We start from the raw sequence: 20,721 nt of genomic DNA on the forward strand, positions 1-20,721 counted from the left end.
AAGCATACCGTTACTCCACCTGCACATTGGTTTGAGTAAGGTGGAAGACATGATTACTCCCGCAGACTTTGCGCGCATGCTCGCCAATGCTGCGGATAAGCATACCCAAATGGGCCCGTCGCCCGACACGCTGATGTACACGTCGCAATCGGAAAAACCCGTGCAATACCAGGATATCGAGCCGGGAACCCCTACTCCCGCGTTGATGCCTCATCGCAGGACCGGTGACACGCCCGCAACGTTCGCCTCCTTGGACGCGCAGGAACTTCCGGTCGTCAGAGAGTACTCCGCTGGCGGACTCGTGTTCGACGAACTCGGCCGTGTCGCGATCATCGCCCGGCATTCACGCAGCGGGCATCTGGAATGGTGCCTGCCGAAGGGGCATATCGAGAAGGGCGAAACGCCGCAGGAGACCGCGGTCCGTGAAGTGCATGAGGAAACGGGGATCCTCGGCGAGGTGGTGGATTCCATCGCCACAATCGACTACTGGTTCACCGGAACCAACCAACGCGTGCACAAGCTGGTGCACCATTATGCGCTTCGTCGAATCAGCGGTGAGCTGACGGTAACCGGCGACCCCGACCATGAGGCGGAGGACGCGATCTGGGTGAAGTTCGAGGATCTGGACAATGTGCTCAGCTATCCTAATGAACGCAAGATCGCATGGCTCTACGCCAGGAAACTGAACAGGCAGGCATAACGTTGAACTACCCCGCACATCATGGCATCCAGTCGGCGCGGATGCAGCGTCTGCTGCGCCTGCTGGTCGCCTGTATCCTCGCCGTCGTCGTGCCTTCGATGTTCGGGTATGCTGCCGCAGATGCGAGCGTGGCAAAAGCCGCCAGCGCATCAACCAAGCCCACCTCTACAACCACTTCGAAAACCGCCTCGCGCACCACGCAACGGCAGGGTGACTCCTCAATCTCGATGAGCATTGACAGTGCGACCCCGGTGGTCACTGCTTCATCCGGCTATCATCTGCAACTCACCTTGCAGAATACGTCGAGTGTAGCCACCGGTGACGGCACGTTGACGGTCGCCGCGAACGCGCTGTACACCTTCGTTTCGCGCACCGATATCCAGGATTGGGCGCAAGGCCAGTCACGTATCCCCATGACCAGCCAGCTGTCCCAGATCGATGTTGGAAACATCGCCGCCCACGGCACCGCGACGGTGAACGTCGATGTGGACGCATCCGCCGAACAATTGGCCTCGATCACCAGTTGGGGGCCCAAGCCGGTGCGCATCTCCTATGCGTCGGCATCCGGCTCGGCCAACGTCTCCCTGCACACCTTCCTGACCCGTTCGACCGACGGACTGAAAACGGCCGACACGCCGGCGATGAACATCACGGTTGTCCAACCACTGAGCTCAACCTCCTGGCAGAGCAATACGACCATCGTGTCCAATATCGTCAACGCGGAGCGTTCATGGCTGAACTCGTCTTCGGTGGCAGACGCGATTTTCACGGGAACCGACGCGGCGAAACGCGAACGCGCCGAATCCCAGCTCGTCTCCAAGCACGCCAAGCTGCAGGTCGTCGCCGACCCCATATATTTGCAATCCATGTCCATCCCCACACGGACATCAGCAATCGCCCAGCCAGGCATGTTCGACATCACCGGGTACGCGGCGCTGGACACGCCTGACGCCTATCAGTCCGCCGGCGTCAAATTCTCTGATTGGGATGCCTCCGCAAGCATGGCCGCCTACCGTTCGGCGGTCGGCAACACGAATGCGACGCATACCATCATCGCGTGGCAAGGCAGCGGGCGTTGGACCCGTCAGGCGTTGAATATCGCGCGTCAACAGGGCTATTTGACGGTTATCGCCACCTCCGGCTATGACGCCGACACTTCCGGGACGGTCCACACGGGCAAATACGTCGTTCCCACGAATTCCGGCGATGTGACGGTCCTCACTGCCCAGCAGGAGCTGAGCGGCCTTGCCCAAGGCAAGGCAACCAGCAGCGAGGCGGACAGCGAGACAAGCGATGCGGGACGCCTGTCGCGGTTTGTCGCTCAAAGCGCGTTCTACCAGATGGAACAGCCTTATACATCCCGCAACCTGCTGGTGTGTCTCAAACCCGGGGCATCGACCACGCTGATCGACACCCTGATGAGCGCCGTCGAACAATCCACATGGCTCAATCTCACAGACCTGAACACCCTCATCGCTTCGGACGCTTATCTCAGCGGCGACGAGACGTCCGACATCGTGCCTCAAAGCTCCGGCATCACCGCAGCGTCGCGCAAACGTCTTGAGGCCGCGTTGTCGACGTTCATGGCCAGCGTGAGGAGTCTGAGCCAGTTCAAGGAACATGTCCTGTATTCAAATCCGTCGTCGTCGCCTTCCGCAAGCGCAACCGCAAGTACGTCCAACAGCGGTGACGAGCAATCACTGGCACGACATGACGCCTCGAAGGTCGCCGAAAACAACGCAAAAGGCCCTTCCTCATGGATGACATGCCTGAATTCTCTGCAATCGCGTATGGGATTGCTTGCGCTATCCGGCAATGCGGCGGTCATCCAGCGTCTGGGCGATGCCGCGGCCGGTTTGTCGACCACATTGCTGAACAACGTGTCCATAACCCCGACCGATACGGTCACCGTGGTCAGCGAGACTGCAAGCATGCCGGTCACAGTGACGAACGCGAACCCGTATCCGGTGCGTGTTCGTGTGTCTTCGCTGACCGACTCCATGGAGATTGTGACCAGCCGGTACGCGGATGTCACGGTTCCCGCCCACGGCGAGGCGCAGGTCACTTTCGCCATCCGTGTGGCGACTTCGGGTTCCACCACGGTGCATCTGACGCTTCTGGACCGTCAGGGCTCCACGTTCTCGTCGGCACAGACGACGACCATCACCAGTTCCCTGCAAATCAGTGACAAGACCGGCATCGCGTTCATCGGGGTGGCTTTTCTGCTCGGCGTGGTAGGCCTGTGGCGTCAATTCCATCGGAAGAAAGATCCTGACGAATGAGTTCCTCGGTTGGACATAATTCCTTCGTGATGGCCGTCGGCACGGCGGCTTCCCGACTGACCGGCCAAATCCGTACGATTCTGCTCGCGGCAGCTGTCGGCACCACCGGCATGGCTGCGAACGCGTATCAGGCCGGCTCGATGATCCCGCAGGTGATTTTCACGCTGATTTCGGGAGGCATTTTCAACGCGGTGCTCGTCCCCCAGATTGTGCGCACGCTCAAAGAGGATGACGCCGAGGACCGGCTCAACAAGCTCATCACCTTCGCCATCGCGCTACTGGCGGGCATCACAATCGCAATGATGCTGCTGACCGCCACCACCCCCGCGTTCACGCATCTGTACGCGAACGGCGGCAAGGACATGCTCGCGCTGACGAATGCGTTCGCGCTGTGGTGCATGCCACAGATCTTCTTCTATGGCTTGTATACCGTACTCGGCCAGATTCTGGCGGCGAAAAACCATTTCGGCATGTATGCGTGGAGTTCGGTCGCGGCGAATATCGTCAGCTGCGCCGGATTCACGCTGTTCATTGTGATGTTCGGCAAGGCCGATAAGCAGCCGCTGAGCTTCTGGACCACGGACAAAATCATGCTAACCGCTGGCACGTGGACGCTGGGCGTGGCCGTCCAGGCACTGGTATTGTTCCTGCCCTTGTTCAAACTGGGGTTGCGGTACCGCTGGCGTTGGGGTGTCCACGGTATCGGCTTGCGCTCGATGGGTTCGGTGGCCGCGTGGAGTCTGGGGATTGTCGGCATCGACCAGCTGCTGACCATCATTTCGACCCGTATCACCACAAACGCCCCACTGCGTGCGCATCAGCTGTTCGGCATTGATGAGACGCTGGTCGCCGGTAATGCCACCTACCAAAATGCGTTCACGATTTACATTCTTCCGTATTCGTTGATTGCGGTGTCAGTGGCGACCGCAGTGTTTCCGAGGGTTTCCCGAGCAGTCGCTGATAATGATTTAAACACCGCCCGCGATGATTTGAGCGATGCGCTGCGCAATGTCACCCTGCTCATGAGCTTCTTCTCCGCGATATTCGTCGTGTTGTCCGTCCCGATTTCGCTCGCCTTGCTGCCTTCGATTAGCGTGGGCGAGGCACAGCTGATGTCAGGGCCGATGATTGCGCTGTCACTGTCACTGCCGTTGTCAAGCTCCTATCTGATCATCCAGCGTACCTTCTACGCCTTCGAGGATGGGCGATCCCCGTTCATATTCATGGCTGTCCAGCTCAGCATTCAGATGCTCACCCTGCTGATTACCACCAAGGTGCTTTCTCCTCTGGATTGGACGCTGATGCGCGGTGTCGCCGTTACGCTAGCCTATGCACTGTCCTTCCCCCTGCTGGTGTGGATGCTGCGCAAACGCTTCGAGAACCGCTTGGACGGCCGTCGTATCGCCTTGTCTTATATCAAGGCCACTGCCGCAGCGGTAGCCGCGGCGATTGTCGGTCTATGGCTGCGCGGACCCGTGGAACATCTGCTGGGCGCGGAACTCACCCCTTCCGGCGGGCATATGAACTGGTTGCAATCCGTCGGCGTGTGCGTCGTCATTGGCATTGTGGTGATTGCGGTCTATGTGGGCGCCTTGTGGGGTATGCACACCGAGGAACTGGTCACGATGTTGTCGTCGCTCAAGGCACGGGTCGCCTCCCGACGGTCTGGCAATGCGGCGAATGTCGATGGCGATCAGCCTGCCGGCGACACTGCCGACGAATCCACCGACACTACCGACACTACCGACACTACCGACACTACCGACACTACCGAAACCGCCGACAATCGGGCCACCTCCGGAGAGCCAGACGAACCAAATGATTCAGATGAACCGGACGAACCAGACAATCCCGATAATCCGGACGAACCAAGCAATCCGGGCAATCGCGCCCCTGACCGGCCAAGAACCGGCCCACAAGCCGATTCTGCGGAAGACACGGCAGTACCCACCGCCGTTTCGACCACTCCAGTCGTTAGAATGACTACTACTACATCACCCGCGAGCACGCGATTTTCTCGTTATGGAGCCGAAGGAACTATGAAGCCTCAACTGGGAGATACCGTTATCAACCGGTATACGTTGGTGTCACTGTTGCGTGACGAACCCGGCCTGCAAGCGTGGAAGGCAAATGACCGTGTCCTCGCGCGTGATTGCCAGCTGTACATCGTCACCGACGCCGATGCGATCGCCAAAGTCGACGCAATCGCATCATCCCTAGCCCTGTCGCGCAACCGTCGTTTCACACAGGTCCTTCAACTCCAGCATCGCGGTGACGTGTCGATTATCATCACCGCTGTGGATAACGGTTTGTCACTGACCGATTACTTCCATGGACCGGCGTCAGGAACCCTCAGTCATGCGGCCATGCGGTCGATTCTCGGCGAAACCGCATCTGCGATGCGTCAGCTCCTGGTGGACGGGCTGTCGCACTACGCGCTGAACACCGATACCATCCGTCTGACCGCGAACGGGGTCCAGCTCGCCGATGCGACGCTGAGCCCGATGCTCGCCGACACGTCACATGCCCCGGAAGGGCTCGGGGCCGAGCGTCTGGCGACCCGCCAACTCGCCGCCGTGTTATATGCCCTGATCACCCGCACCCCTTCATCGGTGGATACCCAATTCGATTTGTCCAAGCTCGGCCCGGACGTGCCCGGCGAATTCCGTCTCATCTGCCATCGTGGCCTGGAATCCGACGGGAACGGCAGTGTTATCCCTATGGAGTCGCTTGCCGAGCTCACCGCGCTACTCGGCGACTGGGAACCGTTGTCGCACTTGCAGAACAGTGATATCGCCCTGCCAAGTATCGATGCAGAATGCTCCATTGCCAACGCAGCGTTGAAAACACCTGCCCCCGGGCATATTCTTGATTTCCCGCAGGATCTGTCCTCGTCTTTCGAGCAGCATTCGTATGCGCAAGCCGCCCAGGCGAGTGTCTTACCGGGTGCATCCGCCGCGATTCCTGACGCCGGCAGTAACAACACCGACCATGCCGAAGCTCTTGCCGCCCGCCAGCAGGCCATTCGGCAGGCGATGCAGCAGGAATCGGCCGAATGGATGAAGAACAGCCAGGCGGTTCCCCGCAACCCCAATAGGCAGACCATTCCCCATCCTGAAGTCACCGACAGCAGCGACTACGACTTCCATGACATCGCCGCTGCGGAAGTGGCCAATATCATGGCTCCGTCCGTTCCCGACCCGGATAACGCGATTTTCCCGAACTTCAACGCGGCGTCCGGCCCGTATACCGACACCCAGGCGACAATGCGATTCGATTTCGCCCGCAAGGCGGCCAAGAACGCCCATCGTTTGCAGCCGCCGTCGGTGAATGAATCCACGAGCAGGATTCCTGTGTACGATGCGAACGGTGTGCCGGTTCCCCCCGGTGACGAATCACGACGCGCCTTGGAGAACGAACAGACGCAGATTCTCGCGTCCAACACCCCGGTGAGCCGTCCGCCAAGCTTCACGCCGACTGTGGAACCGGAGAAGGAAACGCACGAAGACTACAATCCGGTCACCCAGGACGATGTGGCGGATGAGAAACTGTTCGGCCGATTCAGCACGAAGGTTGTGGCGATTGTCGTCGTCATTGTGGTGGTTGCGGCGGCCGCCGGACTCGCCCTGCATAGCCTTTCTGGCGGAAGCACACTCGGTGCCGCGAAGCAGTCGAGTGCATGGCCGTCCCAGAATCTTGACAAGGTGCCATTCGGTAGCAGCACGCCTACCAGTGATGCCTCATCCTCGGGCTCGTCCGGCAAGTCGAACATCATCACCGAGGACAAGGACGCTTCCGCCGTGCCGACGCCCAAGGTTCCGGAGAATAACACCCCGTATTCAATTGATAAACAGGAGTTCCTCACCAAGCCTGGCGGTCAGGATGGCTACGGCTATTACATGCATCTGAGCGAGCCGGAAAGCGTGTACCGCTTCGTAGTGTCGATCAGGTCTTCCGGCGGCACTGGCTACCTGTATGCCAATACAACCGCGGATCCGACGCAGGGCGAGCAGGTCGCTCAGTTCTCCTTCGACGCGAGCGGAACGACCGACGTCAAGCTTACGAAGACGGTGAAGAGCCAGGACTTCCTCATGTGGGTGCCGCGGGATAGTCTGCCCGGCAACCAGTTGTACATCAAATCGGTCCAGCTGTATTAACGGCTGCCTTCACGGCAGTTCTTGCGGCTGTTTTCACGGCTGCTGGGCTTTCTCCAGGGCGGTTGTCTGCGCATTGTTGCGGACGGCCGCCCCGGTTTGTTTTCAGGCGGTTGTCGATGCCGCTGCCGCGACTGCGGTCCTGCATTACTCCGTTGCGGGATGTCTCGCCACTGTGCTGACAGCACAATCATGGCCGTCTGGACATGCTATGTTAGGACGCATGAGTGAACAGACAACAGACGTGATCATCATCGGTTCCGGGCCTGCCGGCTATACTGCGGCCATTTATCTTGGCCGCGCCGGGTATCGTCCGGTGGTCATTGCCGGGGCGCTCACGCCCGGCGGACAGCTGGTCAATACCACTGAAGTGGAGAACTTCCCCGGGTTCCCAGACGGCATCATGGGCCCCGATCTCATGGATGCCATGCGCAAGCAAGCTGAGCGTTTCGGCGCCGAAATCGTCTATGACGACGTGGTCAGCGCGGATGTGCAGGGCGATTCCAAGCGTGTTGTGCTGGACGGTGGGGATACGTATACCGCCCGTGCTGTAATCGTGGCCACCGGCTCGCAGGTACGCAAACTCGGGGTGCCGGGCGAAGTCGAATACTCCGGCCGCGGTGTTTCGTACTGTGCCACCTGCGACGGATTCTTCTTCCGCGGCAAGCCCATTGTCGTGGTCGGCGGCGGTGACAGTGCGCTGACCGAGGCTGACTTCCTGAGCCGTTTCGGTTCTTCGGTGACGGTGATCCATCGGCGTGACACATTCCGAGCCTCGCGCATTCTGGTTGACCGGGCGGAAAAGAACCCGAAGATTGATTTCCGGATGAACGCCGTGGTGGAGCGTGTTAACGGCGATGATGAGTCGGGTGCCCACTCCGTGACGATTCGCGATACGGTGACCGGCGATACGACTGAAATCCCGGCCAACGGTGTTTTCGTCGCAATCGGGCACACACCTGCCACTGAATTCCTTCACGGTGCCCTTCAACTTGATGAGCATGGGTATATCACTGTTGATGGTGCTTCGACTCGTACCAGTGTGCCTGGCGTGTTTGCAGCGGGTGATGTGGTGGATGGCGTCTACCGGCAAGCCATTTCGGCAGCTGGCATGGGTTGCCGCGCAGCCCTCGACGCGCAAGCCTACCTCGCCGAACAAGCCTGAGACATTCGGCGCCTGAGTCATTCGGCAGGTATTCGCCCCAGCATACCGCTATTCCCCACCACCCATCTCTCCACAAACTGTCTACGCAAACCGGCTTGCCAGCGTAACCAGATTGTGTGATCTCTCAAACTGGTTATGCTCAGCACGACCCTGGCGTAGATAGTTTGTATATCAACTCAACTGGCTACACTCAGCACCGCCTAAGCGTAGCCAGTTTGTACATTTACTCAATCTGGTTACGCAAGCCGCCTTGCCAGCGTAACCAGATTGTGTGATTCCTCAAACCGGTTACGCTCAACACCACCGCGACGTCACTGATTCGTACCATCGCCCAAACTGGTTATGCTCAGCACGACCCTGGCGTAGATAGTTTGATTGCCACCCAATCTGCTTACGCCTTGGCCCCGGCGTGACCAGATTGTCGGTCTTTGCGATACGGACGAATTCCGCCATCATCGGCAGAGACATTCCCTCACCTCCACTGATTGCCGGCAGCGGCGCCACAATCCGACTGTCGTCAGCTATCGCCAGCTGAGATTGTCACATACCCATACCAGCCCGTATCCCGTGTTGTACCACAGCGCAGCGCCGATTGAATGGCATTCGATGCTGAAAATTACCATAAAGCAATCTGATTGTTCCGAATACCTGAAATCCGTTATACGACCTGGCACGCCGTATCACAGCAGATTCCCGACCGAATTCAAGCACGGCCGCACACAGTGCAGTCACCATCACCTAGTGAACAACAGAATCCCCGGATTTCTGCTGCAAATCAGAAATCCGGGGAGACCTGGATTGTGGCCACACCGCGTTTTCAGCTCAAGAGTCCAGGAAATCTGCCTTGTATCACACCCAGTCAGATTCCCCATCAGCGGCTGCAGAAGCATTCCCCTCCTGCTGCTGCGGCATCAGAATGTCCAGAATCCGCTGCATATCATCTGGCGACGAGAATGCAATCTCGATCCGCCCTTTCTTCTGATTACCCTTGATCGTCACCTTGGTGTCCAAGCGCTGTTCAAGGTGCTGCCGAATCGGAGAATCAGCCCACGGGTTCGCGACCTTCTTGTTCTCCTTCTTAGGCTTCTCCCCCGCCATGGTCTTCAACGCGACGATTTCCTCCGTGCTGCGTACGGAAAGACCCTCAGCGATGATTCTGTTGGCAAGCTTGTCCATATCTTCCTCATTCGACAACCCAAGCAAGGCACGCGCATGGCCAGCAGACAATACACCCGCGGCGACTTTCTTCTGGACTGAGGCCGGAAGATTCAGCAACCGTAAGGTATTCGCAATCTGTGGCCTGGACTTAGACACGGACTTCGACAACTGTGCCTGGGTCAGTCCAAACTCATCAATCATCTGCTGATATGCAGCCGCCTCTTCAAGAGGATTCAAGGCGACTCGGTGCAAATTCTCAAGCAACGCGTCACGAAGCATCTCGTTGTCGGATGTCGTCTTGACGATTGCCGGAATGGTCTCCAGTCCAGCAAGCTGCGAGGCTCTCCACCTGCGCTCTCCCATAATCAGTTCGTATGGTCGGCGCATCACATCGTTGGTATCGTCGGTATCTGCCTGATGTTCTGCCAATGCCACAATCTGTGATTGAGGCCGCTTACGCACCACAATCGGCTGCAATACACCGACCTCGCGGATCGATTCGGCAAGCTCCCGCAACTCGTCCTCATCAAAGATGGTTCGCGGCTGTTCTTTGTTTGGGCCGATGTCATCCAGCTTTAACTCGGCCAGATAACCGCCCTGCACTGGTTTCAGTTCTTCGTTCCGCCCATCAGTGTCTGCCGCTGTTTCACGTGAAACATTGTCATCCGTAGAACCATTTCTATTGTCGGCATCGGCGATTGCTTCGTCCGAACGAGCGCGGGACGCTTCCTCATTGGCTACAAACGTCGCGTCAGTCGCACGATTCTGCTGCACCTTGTTCTCGTCTGCAGCGCGCTTCTCTACGACCGCTTCCGTTGATTGCATTGCCCCGAAGAACACGTCGCTCGGATGAGTCATTTCTTCAAGCGACGGAATGCTCATCCGATGCTGCAAACGTGACTGCCCATGCGCATGCTGCTTGGTATTGGCAGATGCAGCATGAGTCGATGTTTCAGATGTTGCAGATGTTTCACGTGAAACATCGTCATGCTTCCGCTGATGTTGCGGTCGTGCCTCTACCGAAGCCGTATCACGGGCAGGCGTCCGATTCTGTGCATGCTTGTTCTCACGCTGCGATGTGCCGGAAGATGCCTTGTCCTGCTTTACCAATGTACTGGCATCAGCCTCAACTGCGGCAGTATGATTCGGCTCAGTGGCCTGTTGTTTGGACTCATTTGGATCTCCAGGCAATGCAGGGAACAATGCTCCAAGCCCCTTGCCCAGACGTGACTTCGTTGCCATTCAGTGCTCACCTCGTTTTGCTTCCAAAGTTGCCAAGACCGCCGGAGATCTCCTCGCAATTTCAAGAGCCGCTTCCCCATAGGCAATCGCTCCCATGCCATGCGGGTCATATGCAATCACCGTCTGCTGAAAACTCGGTGCTTCTGAAATCTTAACCGAACGTGGAATCGTCGTGTCAAGTACGATATTGGGATAATGGCTCTTCACTTCATCATAAACTTGACGGCTCAGAATCGTACGCTTGTCAAACATCGTCACCAACATAGTGGATACCAACAGCACAGGATTGTAATGCTCCTGTACCAAACCGATGGTGTTGATGAGCTGTCCCAATCCTTCGAGCGCATAATACTCAGCTTGGATTGGAATCAGTACTTCCGTCACCGCGCACATCGCATTGATTACCAGCAGGCCCAAGCTTGGCGGACAATCGACAAATACATAGTCGTAAGGCTCTTCGCATGATTCTAGATACTCATCCAAGGCATGCTTGAGCAAATCTGTCCTGTCGCCAAGATCGGCAATTTCAAGCTCCGCGCCGCTCAAATCAATAGACGCTGGGACGACATCCATATGATCAAATGACGGGCATTGCTGAATCGCTTCACGAATCGTCGTACGCCCCTCGATGACATCATATATCGAGGGTTCACCGGAGATGTGGTGCGCACCCAATGCCGTGGACGCATTGCCCTGAGGATCCATATCGAGAACAAGTACCCTTGCTCCACTATCCGCAAGAGCAGCCGCAAGGTTCACCGTGGTTGTAGTCTTGCCCACGCCACCTTTCTGATTGGCGACCGCAATACGACGCGTTGATGCCGGCTTCGGGAATGTCACCATATGAAGAGCTTGATACCTGGTGGTTTCCTCGGCGATTTCACTGCCAAGCGAATCCGCTTGGTCGCCAAATATCCGACGGATGATATCCGAGGCGGAATCCATGGACCGACCCCCTTGCTCTGAACCTGTTGAACGCTGTGCAGCCGTCGACAAAGCTCCTCCTTGATATGCAGTTGTTCCAGTTTCCCCACTGCACTGGACATGCCCAGCAAGATATCCACCGTATTGTGGATAAATGTGGACAACATTGCACAACTTTGTGGATAATCTAGTTTCATCCCGTCATAAACCCGCAGGAAATCGCGGAAACAACATTTCCCAAAGGTAAACACGATCATTGTGGATAACTTTTTTGCGACGTTAAAATGTGGATAACCTAGTTTCTTGAAGTGGGAATAAGTGGTGCTAGACCTTGATTTGCCCTATCCGTATTTACATCCGATATCAATCAACAGATGTCAATGTTTCACGTGAAACATTGACTAGAATGTGCGACGATGCTTGTGAGTGGCTATTATCATCCACACAATTCATCGCTGATTGTGTTGTCCAAAACGAATCAATCTTGCCATGTCACTTCAGACATGTAGCAACAACATAGTGTACGTAACTACGTTGCTGGGTATCTAACATGTCTTTACAGATGCCAAATTGTGGCTTGATGGCTTTCCCGCTCCGGAAGTATTCCTGCCATCCATCGTGATGCGGCAGTTTCCTTCATACGCCCACCAAGCACGGGCGCGCCGGTTCTGGATTCTTGATTTCCGCAATCCCGGTGAGATACGACATCAACAGACGAGTAACACCACCGATCTACCGGGATTCATGTGTAAGCGGTTCATCACACCCACAGCACACAACTTCGGTTGGAACACAACAGCATGATGAGCAACAGGACTGATTCCACACATCCTGCCTCGCACTATTCGTCGAACCAGCTCATCCACACAATTGATGGAACGATGTTTCACGTGAAACATTCCAATCCAGCGGTTCTGCAAACGGTGAGCTTTGGGAGATTGCCACCTCACTCCGTTTAACACATCAAGACGTATTTTTCCAAACAAAATCACACCAGCGCTGCATCCATCGGTATAAAGGGAACAGAATGCAATTAAGAACACTCTCACTCAACCTGCGATGTTTCACGTGAAACATCATCCTTGATTTGGAATTCGCCTGTCAGATGGCGCACATCGCTACGTATTACTAAACAGTGGCAACCTAGACTCTCTGTATCACTCCCCTCACACCTTGTTGGATGAGGGGCCAGGTCTCTACGGCGCTATCATTATCTGCACATTTCCCGCCAATTATAGAGTGACTAGGTCACCCCTATCGGCAAGCAACGGATTCACGGCGGATACTGTTCTCAATACGCCTGCAATATGAGACCTGGAAAAATGACACCGACACAACCACCCACAAACGCTGATGAATTTGGAAACCGGCAACAGGCGGCAACTGCCCGACCCTACAGAAGATCCCATCAGCATTATCAGTATCAGGCATGTGATTACAGGCCGACACAAGCTGTGTTCAATGCCACCGGTGATGTCATTCCCAACTGTCCCAGCGCAAGTCATTCGGTATCAAGACTTTCTTCATCTGAATGAGTGTGGATCTAATCGGCGAAACATCTATAGTCACCGTTCTGCAAGCCTGTTGATGTTTCACGTGAAACATCAGCCTCGTAGACTAATACGAACAATTCTTGATGTGAGCCCTCACCTTACGGAAATGTAAACACTAGCGAGAGAACTGAGAGAACGATATTGGCAGTAGAACAGTGCAGCAGGATGCTGGTGTACTGGTATTGATTACAACACCGGAACTATCGATGATGTTTCACGTGAAACATCATCGCTTCAACAGACAACTCGTAGTCGAGTTTGTCACAGTATCCACAACTAGCAATATCAGGAAAGCTAGTCAGTGCATCAGTAGTTGAACATTCAAATTATACACAGAAAGCGAAATCATGGCAGAGGCAACAATTGGAGGAATTCACCTATAAGTACATCATCCGACTCTCCTACTCCCAACATTGAGTCGCCAGCGTACAGGGAAATCGTGGTGCCGATGATGCGACTAATCCATTGCAGGAGTGGACATGTCGTGATGCGAGTAATCATTCGCTGATTCATATCTGAAGGTCTGAAATTCGTGTTCGAACATAGTTTCATGCCGGGAACTCGTGTGTCCACAATCGTTTCATATATCCAATACTTGACGTACAGACGTAACCGAGAGAAGCACACCACATCGACACCCCGACTGCGCCGCGTAATAGAGGCAACGGTGTCACCGCAATTGGCATACTAGCAAACAGGACGAATGCCTCTGCCGTTTAGACGAGACTGTGTTTCCACGAAGGACACGTTGGATGAGAAAACACGAAGTCAAAGGCACTACGCCGTTCTACTAATCGTCAACTCACAAAATTGGCAGGCATACCACCCGCACTATCATCGGCACTCAACCACGGCTGGTTCCAATATCGAGCCTTGCCCAACACGACATTGGTGGAATGTTTCACGTGAAACATTCCACCAACATCATCCCGTTCCCGGTATCATCACTCACTATCGGTGAGATGTGAAATCAGCAGCATCCACAGTAATGGCCCAACATCCATCCACCGAGCACACAACACCAAAACCGCAGGAATTCCGGAGTTCAACAGCTTCTGGCTATGCTGCGAAAAACCTCAAACCGAACACAGCGCGCTGTCTACATCTTGTCCACCAACACCACATGTGTCGGTTCAAGTCCCTCCCCCACGGGCGCGAGACACACACGGGCATGACCGCCGTGGAATTTTCGAATCATCTTCTCCGCCTTATCAAGTTCAACCTGTGCGGAACGACCTTTCAAAGCGATGAGTTGGCCGTGCGGCTTCAGCAACGGCAGGGTCCAACCGGAAAGCTTGGTCATCGGTGCAACCGCCCGGCAAGTAACCGCGGCGAACGGTTCGATATCATGCTTTCGAATCTGGTTGATGATCTCCTCTGACCGCGCACGCACAATCTTGACATTCTCAAGTCCGAGCTGCTGCACGCACTCCTCGAGCCACTCGACACGACGCTCCATAGGCTCAATAAGAGTGAACTCACAGTCAGGCAGGCATGCGGCTGCGACAATGCCAGGAAAACCGCCACCACTGCCGACATCGGCGACCCGCTTCTTGGCATCATGCGAAGTGACCTTACGAATGAAGGGCACCACAGCTGCCGAGTTCAGAATATGGCGTTCCCAGACAATATGAACATCCCGAGGCCCAATCAAACCACGGGGCTCACCTTCAGCCATGAGCTTGTCATGGAAGCGTTGCAACACCGGGTAGGCGTCGCCCAAAATCTGCTGCGGCAGCGAGGAACCATCAAGCTCGTCAACAACCGCATCTTGAGGTGTCTGTTCTTGTTCAATCATGAATGCACGTCCTTCTGTAATGATTTCAATGTACTCGAATCACCGGATGATACATATACAGCTATTTATCAGCTCTCATTCAGTAGGAGTTAAACACAATCGGCCGCATCGGCCGCATTCCACGATCGACCACAATTCGCGGCAACCGGTTGCACCAAACTCATCCACGACCAACAGCAAACAACAGCAACCAGCCGCGCAACCATTCCAAACACCAGCAACACCTCTCCCCGTGGCCAATCACCGAAATCAACCATCATCCGTTTCAAAGAGAATGCGGTTGTGCAAACACGCAGCACTCAGCAGCTACGCATTCACACAACCGCATTCAGCATCAAAGCCCATCACCAGACGAGCCAAAAACGACTGAAATCAGGCTTCGACGTCACCTGTTTCATCAGCTTCGTCATCATATTCATCATCGTAATGCTGATCATCATCGACAGCGGAAGCCTTGAGATAAATGGTGACATGACGGTTCGGTTCCTCACCGTGCGAACGGGAGCGCAACCCCTCTTCGCGGACCAGATCATGGACCACCTTGCGTTCGAAGGAATTCATCGGCTTCAAATCGACAGGCTCGCCGGTCTCGCGCACTTCGTCGATGGCATCAAGCGCAATATCGCGCAGGTGCTGACGCTTGTGCTTGAGGAATCCGTCAACATCCACAATGAGATGTGATCGCTCACCCGTCTTCTGCTGCACCGCAAGCCGTGACAGCTGCTGCAGGGCGTCCACCACCTCGCCGTTCTTGCCAACCAGATGCTTGATGTCGTCGTCATCATCGGCAACAATCTGCACAACGGGTCGGTTGTTGCGAATGCCCATCTCGATATCACCGTCATAATCGGCAATGTCGAGAAGTCCTTCAAGATAATCCGCGGCGATATCAGCTTCCTCATTGAGCTGGTCGATCGTCTTTTCATCATCCTGTGCCATGTGGTACTCCTTGTCGGCTGTATAGGTCAAGTCTAATGGATGGACGGAAATTCGCCGCATCTGAGCGCATCACAAATGTTGTTCGGCGCATCCGTCTTCATGTCGGGGGTTCAGGCTCCTGCAGGGATTACACCCGGCGTCGCGGCTGATACCATGCCGTCAACGCACAGGTGGCGCCGGTATAGCCTGACATACCAGCGCCACCATGGAATCATTTCTTTTTCTTGCGCTTCGGCTGCTTGCGCTGGAACCCTTCGGTCTCACGACGAGCGGCCTCGTCCTTGGCCTTCTGCAGTTGCTCTTCCTCGAGCGACGGCTCACCGGCGCGCTTACGACGGGCGTTCTCACGCTTGTGATCGCGGATTTCCTTGTCTTCCGCAGCGGGCGACCCCGGAGTTGGGAAGGTGTAAATCTGCCACAACGACCGCAGGAAGTTGCACACGTTGTTGGTAAGCCAGTAAATCAGCACGGCGAACGGGAAGTTCAAACCGGAGAAGATGTACATGATCGGGAACATCCAGGTCATCGCCTGCTGCATGCGGTATTGCTGGCCCTGCATCGAAGCTCGGGGCAGGTTGCGCCGCATGTTATAGAACTGCATGAGCCACATAAAGAAGCACATGAGCGCGATGAAGATGCCGATGACAATCTTCGCATGCGTATCGGCGTGCATAAAGCGCGTGGTTATGTTCACACCGAAGTTCGAGCTGTCGGAGAACTGCTGCGCGGTAGCCTTATCAAAGGCGCCGAGCGGAGCGCGCTTGCCCTTGGCGATGTATTCGATGGCGGAGAGCACATAGAACATGCACATGAACACAGGGCCCTGGATGAGCATCGGCAGGCAGGATCCGGCGGGGTTGGCGTCGTTGTCCTGATAGAGCTTCATGAGCTCGCGGCTCATGGCATCCTTGCTGGCCTGATCGTTCTTGCCCTTGTACTTGTTCTGGATGTGCTGCATTTTCGGCTGGAGCGCCTGCATCTTGCGCATCGAACGCATCTGCTTGATGAAAATCGGCAGAATGCACGCATGCACCACGATCACCAAGAAGATGATGGAGAGCACCCAAGAAACACCGACGGCGGGCATGCCTAGCAGTGTCAGGAACTTGTGGAAGATGGCCATGATCTGGGTCATCAGCCATTCGACCGGGGTCAACAGCTTGTACAGCCAGCCCCAAAAGCCGCTGTCAAGCAAGAACTGATCAGTATTGGTATTCATCGATCAGGCCATCTCCTTCGTGTGCGAGGCCAGTGGCGTCAGTCGTGGCTCCTCATGGGCCTTCGACCAGGAATATCGATAGAACAGCGAGAAACGCTGCGGAACGTCGTCAATACCGCCGCGACTCCAGGGGCGACATCGCAGCAGACGCAACAATGCCAGTGTTCCGCCACGCACTATGCCGAAGCGTCGAATTGCTTGCAAGGCATAGTTCGAGCACGTCGGATAGTACCTGCACCGTGCCGGCGTATTCGCAGAGATATTCCTCTGATACCAGCGGATGGCCCGAATCGCGGCTTGCGTTGCAGTTGACATATCGACCGCTTACTTACCTTGGGCCACCCGTGCGCCGACGGACGCGAACAATCGCTCGACCTGGCGGTCAAGGGATCCAAATGGCGCGTGCGCTGCTGATGGTTTCGCCCGCATGACGATGTCGCAATGATCGGGCAATAATTGCTCGTGATTCCGCGCCAAGACGCGGAACCTGCGTTTTACCTTATTGCGGGTTACGGCGTGCCCCACCGATTTGGATACGGCGAGCCCAAGACGTCGGTGCGATGGTGTTCCAAGCGTTGAGCCAGTGGAATCCGTACGCCCGGCCCTCTCAGCGGACTGGGCGTTTGGGGTGCTGATAGCGCCCAATTGGGTGCATGAATGTGAATCGTCGCGCACCAGATAGTGCACGACGATGTCATGGTCGCTGACTTTACGGCGACGTTTCAGCACGGTGACGAAGTCACGGTGACTTGTAAGCCGCTCCACTGCTCAGTTCGCCGGTTCAGGCAGACAGGGTCTTGCGGCCCTTGGCGCGACGACGGTTGATGACGGCGCGGCCGGAACGGGTACGCATACGTGCGCGGAACCCGTGCTTCATGTGACGACGGCGGTTATTGGGCTGGAATGTCCTCTTCATAATTTACGCTCCCGGTTTTTCAGCCATGCAAAAGCACGGCTCCTCATGAGTCAAGCTCTACTAAACTACTCTCACCCCTACCCATTCGTCAACACGACACAGCATGTGGATAATTCTTCGGAGTTTTCCACATCGCTTACCAACCGGCGAATCAATCCCCACGATTCCCGAAAAACGTTGCAATCACAACGAAACCGAGGGGAAAGTTATCCACAAATTACACTGATGTTATTCACATTTCAGCAATTTCAACACGCAAGGCTGTGGATAACTTCCCGGATTCGGTGTAAACATACACTACGGTATTGTTCTCATATACGGGCGGGAACACAAGGTATGCACGAAAGGATGGCCGCATGGCGAACAGCTCGCAAGATCCGGCGACCCAGGCCGTGCATATCTGGTCGGATGTGCTCGCCGTACTCAAGCATGATGCATCATTGACCGCACGGGACAAGGGATGGTTCGAAGGTGTCATTCCCGAAGCTGTGTTCGGCACCACCATCGTGCTCACGGTCACCAACGCCGCGACGCAGAAGGCGTTGCAGACCGACCTCAACCAGCCTCTGCTCAAAGCGCTCAAATTGTGCACCGGAATGGACATGTTCCCGGCGTTCAAGATTGAGCCGCACCCCGAGCCGCTCGCCCCGCAGCCGGACATCACCATGCCCGACGCCACGCCGAGGCCCGACACCCAAGGGGAAATCTCTTACGCCGGCCACACCAATGTCCCAACCGGGCAGCAGCAGTCGACCGCGCAACAACCTTCCGTCCAGCAGACCCCGGCATGGGGTTCGGGACAGGCTTCGCAACCCCAATTCGCCGAGTTCCAGCAACCCGCGATGATGCCTCACCAGGCCACGCATCCGGTGCAGTCCGAGACGACGATGCATCAGGACCGCGGTCAGATGCCCGGCCAATATCAGCAATCATCCGGATTCAACGAGCAACACGGCGCCGATGCATATAGCCCGTACGTCCCCGGATATCAGCAGCCGGCTGCCCAGCCGCAACAAATGGGGCAACCGACCGGCGCCGCGATTTACGAACAACAACCAGTGCACTATGGCGCAGACCAACCGGGTTCCGCAGCGGCCATGCCGTCTACTGTCGCCCAGCACCAAGCACCGGCGCCCAGCCCGAATCAGCCCGAAATCCCGGCAACCGTGCCCTCCGGCGTGCCGAATCGGGAGAATTTCAACATCGACCAGCATCGACCCGCCCTCGATCCGGAAACCCATCTCAACAAGAACGCGACCTTCGAAACCTTCGTTCCAGGCGATTCCAACCGTTTCGCGCGTACCGTCGCCATGGCGGTGGCAGAGGGATCTGGCAAGGATTTCAACCCGTTGTGTATCTATGGCGGCTCCGGATTGGGCAAAACCCATTTGCTCAACGCCATCGGCAATTACGCGCTGATCAAGGACCCCACGCTCAAAGTGCGGTACGTCACCAGCGAGGAATTCACCAACGAATTCATCGAAGCGCTGCAGAACCCAAATCAGTCCCAAGGCCAAATCGCCGATTTCAACCGACGTTACCGTGAAGTCGACGTCCTGCTCATCGACGATATCCAGTTCCTCGGCGGCAAGGAAGCGACACTCGACAGCTTCTTCCACACCTTCAACACGTTGTATCAGGCGAACAAGCGCATCGTAATTGCATCCGATGTGGCGCCGAAGAACCTCAAAGGCTTCGAGGCCCGCCTGATTTCACGATTCGAATCCGGCCTGACCGTGGATGTCAAACCGCCGGATCTGGAGACCCGCATCGCGATTCTGCGCATGATCGCCTCGATGAACCATATGAAAATACCGAACGATGTGCTCGATCTCATCGCCGAACGGTTCACTGAGAACATCCGCGAGCTGGAAGGCGCGCTGACACGAGTCTCCGCAGTGGCGTCACTGAATAACCAGCCGGTGACTCGTGCGCTTGCCGAGCAGACCCTGCAGGACTTCTTCTCAACGGATGTGGAGATCAAACCCACCGATATCATCACCCAGGTGGCAAAGTACTTCCACCTGACCTTTGACGATCTCGTGGGGCGTGCACGCACGAAGAACATCGCGCTGGCGCGGCAGATCGCCATGTATCTTGCCCGTGAGATGACCAGCATGAGCCTGGTCGATATCGGCGAGGTATTCGGAGGGCGCGACCATACGACGGTGATGCACGCCTACACGCGTATCAGCGACGAGATGAAAGAAAAGCAGGAGACGTACAACTACGTCATGGAGTTGACTGTTCGTCTCAAGCATCATTCCGCCGAACAATAAGCCCTGCCCCCGCCCGGTCAACCAAGCTGTGCCCGGGACGCGTGCCGGTTTGAAATGCGCCTTACGGGCAGTCCTATCAGGTGTCCTATCAGAGTGACGTCTTGCGTCCGATCCCACGTTCCATGCGAGACAACGACGCTCACAGCAGGATTTTCCTCTTTTCCAAATCATCCACCGTGGTGGATACGACACACCGGGGCTGTGGAGAAATCAGAAAAAAAGTTATCCACCACGTTATTCACAATTGTGGGTAAACCGTGCGAATAACTCGTGGGCAACCCCAGAAAAGCTGTGGATAATTCGTGGATGATTCGGCTTCCGCTGTGGATAACTTTTCAGCGACCTTCTCGCTGTGGATAACTCTTAGGGTTATGCACAGAGTATTCAGGAGT

Annotated in this window: 13 protein-coding genes; 5 read left to right on the forward strand and 8 right to left on the reverse strand. The window is 55.9% G+C overall.

Features of this window, described 5'->3' with window-relative positions:
* Window positions 1–49 precede the first annotated feature (49 nt).
* From CQR48_RS00200 to trxB, 4 genes are all read left to right on the forward strand, one after another.
* Window positions 50–700, forward strand: coding sequence for an NUDIX hydrolase (locus tag CQR48_RS00200; protein ID WP_026650702.1), 651 nt, complete (start codon window positions 50–52; stop codon window positions 698–700).
* Window positions 664–2,982 carry a DUF6049 family protein gene (locus CQR48_RS00205; protein WP_244898853.1) on the forward strand — a complete coding sequence of 773 codons (2,319 nt, stop codon included), beginning with the start codon at window positions 664–666 and terminating at the stop codon, window positions 2,980–2,982. Before CQR48_RS00200 ends, CQR48_RS00205 begins: the two co-directional genes overlap by 37 nt.
* Window positions 2,979–7,139, forward strand: a complete 4,161-nt coding sequence (locus CQR48_RS09045) for a lipid II flippase MurJ (RefSeq protein WP_180335076.1) — start codon at window positions 2,979–2,981, stop codon at window positions 7,137–7,139. Before CQR48_RS00205 ends, CQR48_RS09045 begins: the two co-directional genes overlap by 4 nt.
* A 220-nt stretch (window positions 7,140–7,359) precedes the next feature.
* Window positions 7,360–8,301 carry a thioredoxin-disulfide reductase gene (gene trxB, locus CQR48_RS00215; RefSeq protein ID WP_101451568.1) on the forward strand — a complete coding sequence of 314 codons (942 nt, stop codon included), beginning with the start codon at window positions 7,360–7,362 and terminating at the stop codon, window positions 8,299–8,301.
* 849 nt (window positions 8,302–9,150) lie between these two features.
* Here the strand turns inward: trxB and CQR48_RS00220 are convergent.
* From CQR48_RS00220 to rpmH, 8 genes are all read right to left on the reverse strand, one after another.
* Window positions 9,151–10,701, reverse strand: a complete 1,551-nt coding sequence (locus tag CQR48_RS00220; RefSeq protein ID WP_101451569.1) for a ParB/RepB/Spo0J family partition protein — start codon at window positions 10,699–10,701, stop codon at window positions 9,151–9,153.
* Window positions 10,702–11,646, reverse strand: a complete 945-nt coding sequence (locus CQR48_RS00225) for a ParA family protein (protein ID WP_033492895.1) — start codon at window positions 11,644–11,646, stop codon at window positions 10,702–10,704. It abuts the gene before it with no gap.
* 2,631 nt (window positions 11,647–14,277) lie between these two features.
* The gene (rsmG, locus tag CQR48_RS00230) at window positions 14,278–14,976 is read right to left on the reverse strand and encodes a 16S rRNA (guanine(527)-N(7))-methyltransferase RsmG (RefSeq protein WP_015451357.1); all 699 of its coding nucleotides are present in this window, start codon (window positions 14,974–14,976) and stop codon (window positions 14,278–14,280) included.
* Between the two features lie 372 nt (window positions 14,977–15,348).
* A complete protein-coding gene (locus CQR48_RS00235) occupies window positions 15,349–15,915 on the reverse strand; it encodes a Jag family protein (protein ID WP_033492898.1) in 567 nt (188 codons plus the stop codon).
* A gap of 211 nt (window positions 15,916–16,126) precedes the next feature.
* The gene (gene yidC, locus CQR48_RS00240) at window positions 16,127–17,134 is read right to left on the reverse strand and encodes a membrane protein insertase YidC (protein ID WP_101451570.1); all 1,008 of its coding nucleotides are present in this window, start codon (window positions 17,132–17,134) and stop codon (window positions 16,127–16,129) included.
* A 3-nt stretch (window positions 17,135–17,137) separates the two neighbouring features.
* On the reverse strand, window positions 17,138–17,449 hold the full coding sequence (gene yidD, locus CQR48_RS00245) for a membrane protein insertion efficiency factor YidD (RefSeq protein ID WP_015451360.1): 312 nt from the start codon (window positions 17,447–17,449) through the stop codon (window positions 17,138–17,140).
* Window positions 17,450–17,458: 9 nt separating this feature from the next.
* Entirely contained in the window at window positions 17,459–17,899 is a 441-nt protein-coding gene (gene rnpA / locus CQR48_RS00250; protein WP_101451571.1) for a ribonuclease P protein component, read from the reverse strand.
* A 16-nt stretch (window positions 17,900–17,915) separates the two neighbouring features.
* A complete protein-coding gene (gene rpmH / locus CQR48_RS00255) occupies window positions 17,916–18,050 on the reverse strand; it encodes a 50S ribosomal protein L34 (protein WP_015451361.1) in 135 nt (44 codons plus the stop codon).
* 356 nt (window positions 18,051–18,406) lie between these two features.
* Here rpmH and dnaA point away from each other — a divergent pair, with 356 nt between their 5' ends.
* On the forward strand, window positions 18,407–20,329 hold the full coding sequence (dnaA, locus tag CQR48_RS00260; RefSeq protein ID WP_101451572.1) for a chromosomal replication initiator protein DnaA: 1,923 nt from the start codon (window positions 18,407–18,409) through the stop codon (window positions 20,327–20,329).
* Window positions 20,330–20,721: the final 392 nt, after the last annotated feature.

It is taken from the genome of Bifidobacterium thermophilum (genome assembly GCF_002846655.1).
GTDB lineage: Bacteria > Actinomycetota > Actinomycetes > Actinomycetales > Bifidobacteriaceae > Bifidobacterium > Bifidobacterium thermophilum.